The sequence below is a fragment of the bacterium genome (assembly GCA_040753555.1).
Lineage (GTDB): Bacteria > UBA9089 > UBA9088 > UBA9088 > UBA9088 > JBFLYE01.
Genome location: JBFMDZ010000152.1, coordinates 303 through 4,947 on the forward strand (window position 1 = coordinate 303; position 4,645 = coordinate 4,947).

Annotated in this window: 6 protein-coding genes; all 6 read right to left on the minus strand. The window is 39.6% G+C overall.

All coding sequences use genetic code 11. The features are described from left to right. A partial coding sequence (locus tag AB1630_10140) for a four helix bundle protein (protein MEW6104150.1) occupies positions 1 to 210 on the minus strand: 210 nt, incomplete at its 3' end. Between the two features lie 17 nt (positions 211 to 227). Then, the gene (locus AB1630_10145; protein MEW6104151.1) at positions 228 to 629 is read right to left on the minus strand and encodes a clan AA aspartic protease; all 402 of its coding nucleotides are present in this window, start codon (positions 627 to 629) and stop codon (positions 228 to 230) included. 149 nt (positions 630 to 778) lie between these two features. Then, positions 779 to 1,096 (minus strand): four helix bundle protein, encoded by a 318-nt coding sequence (locus AB1630_10150; protein ID MEW6104152.1) that lies wholly within the window; start codon positions 1,094 to 1,096, stop codon positions 779 to 781. Between the two features lie 229 nt (positions 1,097 to 1,325). After that, entirely contained in the window at positions 1,326 to 2,207 is an 882-nt protein-coding gene (gene nikC, locus AB1630_10155; protein ID MEW6104153.1) for a nickel transporter permease, read from the minus strand. A gap of 1 nt (position 2,208) precedes the next feature. Then, complete coding sequence (gene nikB, locus AB1630_10160) at positions 2,209 to 3,153, minus strand: nickel ABC transporter permease (protein MEW6104154.1); 945 nt, start codon at positions 3,151 to 3,153, stop codon at positions 2,209 to 2,211. A 61-nt stretch (positions 3,154 to 3,214) separates the two neighbouring features. Continuing rightward, positions 3,215 to 4,543 carry an ABC transporter substrate-binding protein gene (locus AB1630_10165; GenBank protein ID MEW6104155.1) on the minus strand — a complete coding sequence of 443 codons (1,329 nt, stop codon included), beginning with the start codon at positions 4,541 to 4,543 and terminating at the stop codon, positions 3,215 to 3,217. Positions 4,544 to 4,645: the final 102 nt, after the last annotated feature.

A 4,645-nucleotide genomic window follows, 5' to 3' on the forward strand; every position in this document is an offset into this window, starting at 1 on the left:
ATGTAAATATTGGCTATACTCTTTATTGTGATATCTTTTGAATCCTTCCGTAATGTTTGAGGGAATTGAGATTGCACAGCGTCTCATCTGTGATGTTAATCCATGCAATTCTTCCTTGGGAAAATTCTTTGTAATCGCATAGACATCTTTGACAATTTCTATGCCTTTCTGCCAAATCTTCAATTCCTTAAAATCCTTTATCTTCTCCATTTACGATATACGATATACTATTTCACAATTCCAATCCTTCCTATTTCCCTCTTTATATTTTTTAGCCTAACAGCAGGGAGGCGCTTTAGCCGTTGATTTTGTGGGTCAACCTCAATCCCAACGGATTCTAATGCTGTCATTCCCAAAATAGGCTCTACATTATCCTTTCCAAAAATTACTGTCGCTCCTACAAACTCACCCATAAATTCTATGCGAGCTACAGCTACATCCATAGAAATCTCTGTGCCATCAGCCAATTCGTATATTCGCTTACCTTCTGGCTCAATTCCTATTTCTCTTAAGTGATTTCCAGGCACCATACAATCAATAGAACCAGTATCCACAAGAAACAAATCCTCCCAGCGTTGTTCCGGATTGCCTGGATTGCTTACTGCCACTGTTACCTTTGTTATTCCCATACATAAATAATACCTCTAAATTATTATTTTGTCAAATTATTTTATTATCCCAATTTTTCCTATTTTCTTTACCTTCTTATTTTTCGTATATCGTACTTCGTACCTCGTATATCGTATATCGTACTTCGTATATCGGACATCGGACATAGTCATTTTAGTTTATTTAGTAATGAGGAAATCATCTTTAAGCTATGGTCTAATTTATCAAAAATATTCCTTAACGATTTGTCCTCATTTTTTATAAACCCTAATTCCTTTGCTATTATCAATTGCGTTTTCAATTCTGCTGATGAGCCTAATGCTATATGTAAATATTGGCTATACTCTTTATTGTGATATCTTTTGAATCCTTCCGTAATGTTTGAGGGAATTGAGATTGCACAGCGTCTCATCTGTGATGTTAATCCATGCAATTCTTCCTTGGGAAAATTCAAAGTTAAACAAACAACGCAAAACCCTTGAAAAATCTTAAGTTAGGAATGATGCCGAGGTGTGTTCTTTGTGGTGAAGTTCCGTTGCAAATAAATATTTTATTGGAAAAAAAGAGTGTGTGGCTGACCTATTACTTAATTTTTTGCAGAGTTAAGGTTTAAATTCCGAGTTTGGAATTGGAACGGATGACAACAAAGCTTGTGTGTAGGGATGTATCTGTAAAGAAATAGGTCCTTAAGTTATGTATGCTCAATAGGGGAGCAGTCATTTTATCATCCCCTTTAGCCTTGGGTCTAGAACATCTCTAAGTCCATCACCTAAGAGATTGAATGCTAGGACAGTTACCATTATCATAAGCCCTGGAAAAATCATCAGATGCGGTGCAGTTCGCATGAAAGCACGGCCTCTGTTTAACATCGCACCCCATTCTGGTGTTGGTGGCTGTGCCCCCAATCCAAGAAAGCTTAATGCTGCTGCTGCTAGGATTACACAAGCCATACCAAGTGTTGCCATTACTATAACGGGTGCCATACAATTTGGCAATATATGGTGGAACATAATGCGGACGCTACTGGCTCCAATGGCATGCGCTGCCTCGATAAAACCCTTTTCTTTAACAGAGAGTACTGATCCCCGCATTAATCTCGCATATCCTGTCCAGTGGACAAAAGCCAATGCGAGCATGACATTGAAAAGGCTTGGACCGAATGCACCAGCAATTGCCAGCGCTAATATAATTCCAGGAAAGGAAAGCATGATGTCCACCATTCTCATAATTATCTCATCGACAATCCCACCATAGTAACCTGCAACTGCTCCAAGAGTTATGCCAATAGCCGCTGCTATTCCAACTACTATTATTCCTATCTGTAGGGAGATTCTAGTACCGTATATTATTCTGCTGAGAATACACCTGCCCAAGTCATCAGTTCCCAGAAGATATTCTCCATTTGGAGCAAGCAGGCGTTTTTCCAGATTTTGCTCTAAAGGGTCATGGGGAGCGATAAAAGGTCCAATCATTGCGATAAATAAAAGAAAAAGGATGATTACCAGGCTGCTGGTAGCTGCTCTATTCTTTTTAAGCTGCCGTAAAACTTCATATAGTGGGGTACTACTTTGAATAATCCTTATTCCGATGTCATGCATCTTATCGCTCCTTCTCGTACCTTATCCTTGGATCAAGCCAAACATAGGAGAGATCAACTACCAGGTTAACGAGGACAAATATGAAAGCAATAAATATTACACAACCTTGGATCATCGCAAAGTCTCGAGCGAATATTGACTCCACCAAAAGTCTACCTATTCCCGGCCAGGCAAATATTGTTTCTACGATGACTGTACCCTCAAGCAGCCACCCAAACTGCAACCCCATAACCGTGACTATGGGAATAAATGCATTCTTTATTGCATGCTTATATATAACCGTCCTCTCACTCAACCCCTTTGCTCTCGCTGCCCTGATATAATCCTGCCTGAGAACCTCCAGCATGCTTGACCTTGTAAGCCTTGTTGAAAGAGCTGCCATACTTGTTCCAAGTGTTATAGCAGGCAGTATCAGATGTTTGATGTCCCCATAACCGCAGACAGGAAGCCAACCAAGATGTAATGAAAAAAGCAATATAAGTAATAATCCAAGCCAGAAATTGGGCATAGAGACTCCTATTAATACTCCTATCATGCTGAGATTATCTATTAAAGAGTATTGCTTGGTTGCAGAGATAATCCCAACTGGGATCGCTATTAGGAGAGATAATATCATACTGGCAATAGCAAGCTTTAATGTGGCTGGAAATCTCACCAAGATTTCTGATCGCACTGAATCGCCAGTTATCAAGGAGCATCCAAGGTCACCGTGTAAAACATGGTTTAGCCATTTGAAATACTGGATAAGCGCCACAGCATCGAGACCTTCCGCTTTTCTTATTAATTCTATGTCCTCCGGCGTCAAATCTTGCACGCCATACCTACCTATTGCGATCATCTCGGCAGGGTCACCTGGGGCGAAATACATTAGAGAAAATGTGATCACTGTCGCTCCTAATATGACGATGAACATCAACAGCAGCCGTTTTAAGATGAATTTTAACATGAAAGCTTACTTACCTCCCCTTCCACTCATCAGTCATCTTCATGGTTTTAATCTCCTCTCTTTATTCCTCGATATCCACCTTCCAAAGACTCAAATATGCTCCATGTATCCCCCCTTCCATCTCATAATTTTTAACCCGCTTATTCATAGCAACGACATTTGCATCATTATACAGGAAAACCCCTGGTGCATTCTCCTCCATAATCTCCTGAATCTCGTAAAATACCTTGAGGCGATCCTCATTATTTACGGTTGAATGCACCTTGTCTATCAATGTAGTTAGCGTTTCATTTTTGAATGCACAATAAGGCCCTCTTTTAGAGTGGAAAAAGTAATTAAGCCAGAGAGAAAAATCTCCATGTCCACAAACACCGCTTTGCGTCATCATGTCGTATTCTTGTTTTTCAAACATTTTTTGCATCGCTCCATACTCAACTCTCTGCAATTCTACATTGATTCCAATCTCTTTTAATTGTGCTTGTATTATCTCTATGATTTCTAACATTTCTGGGGAGAAAATCGCAGAGGCCACAAGTGTAACTTTAAGTTCTTTCCCATTTCTTTCTTTAATTCCATCTCCATCAGTGTCTTTCCATCCCGCTTCTGATAAGAGTTCTCTTGCCTTCTCTGGGCTGTGCATATACCACATTAGATTCTGGTTTAATAGATGTTGGGTGCATGGCATTGAGAAAGGTCCCTTCAATAAAGGGGTTGCTGTTTTGCCTAATGTGGAATTGACTGCGGCTTGAATATCAATAGCGTAGTAAACAGCTTTTCTCGCATTTAAATTGCTGAATGGTTCTTTTTCAGTATTGAACTGAATCCAATTCACACAAGGTTGCGTATACTTTCCCACTATTTTTATATTTGGATTTTCTCTCAGCCTCTGTATATCTGATACATACAATACACTTCCACCAGCCATATGCCCGGTTAAGTCTATTTCTCCAGCTTCTAATGCTATAGCTCTTGTGGATGCATCTGGAATTACTTTGAAAATTACTTTTTCCAATTTAGGAGATCCTTGCCAATAATCTCCATTTTTCTGTAGCACAAATTTTTGTCCTTTGATCCACTCCTTGAACTTAAATGGACCTGTTCCAATGGGTGATTTGAATTCTCCACTTTTATCTACGGAAGTTGGGCTCATTATGGGAGATGTACTTAGATCCCTTAAGAGAGGAGCGTAAGGCTTATTTAGAACAAATTTGACGGTGTCTTCATCTGGAGTCTTTATTGATTCCAACACTGCGTAAAGACCGCGGTATTGCTCGGGTTGATATTCAAAAGAAAATTTCACCGCTGAAGCATTAAATAGGGTGCCGTCATGAAATTTTATACCTTTTCTTAGATGAAAAGTCCATATTTTTGTCGAGTAGACATTTTCTATAACCTCCTATATGTTATTTTATGCCCCTCACAGAACCGTGCTTGTGGATTTCCGCAACGTGGCTCTTCAGCAATGCTTCCTCTATACGAGGACAGGGCATAT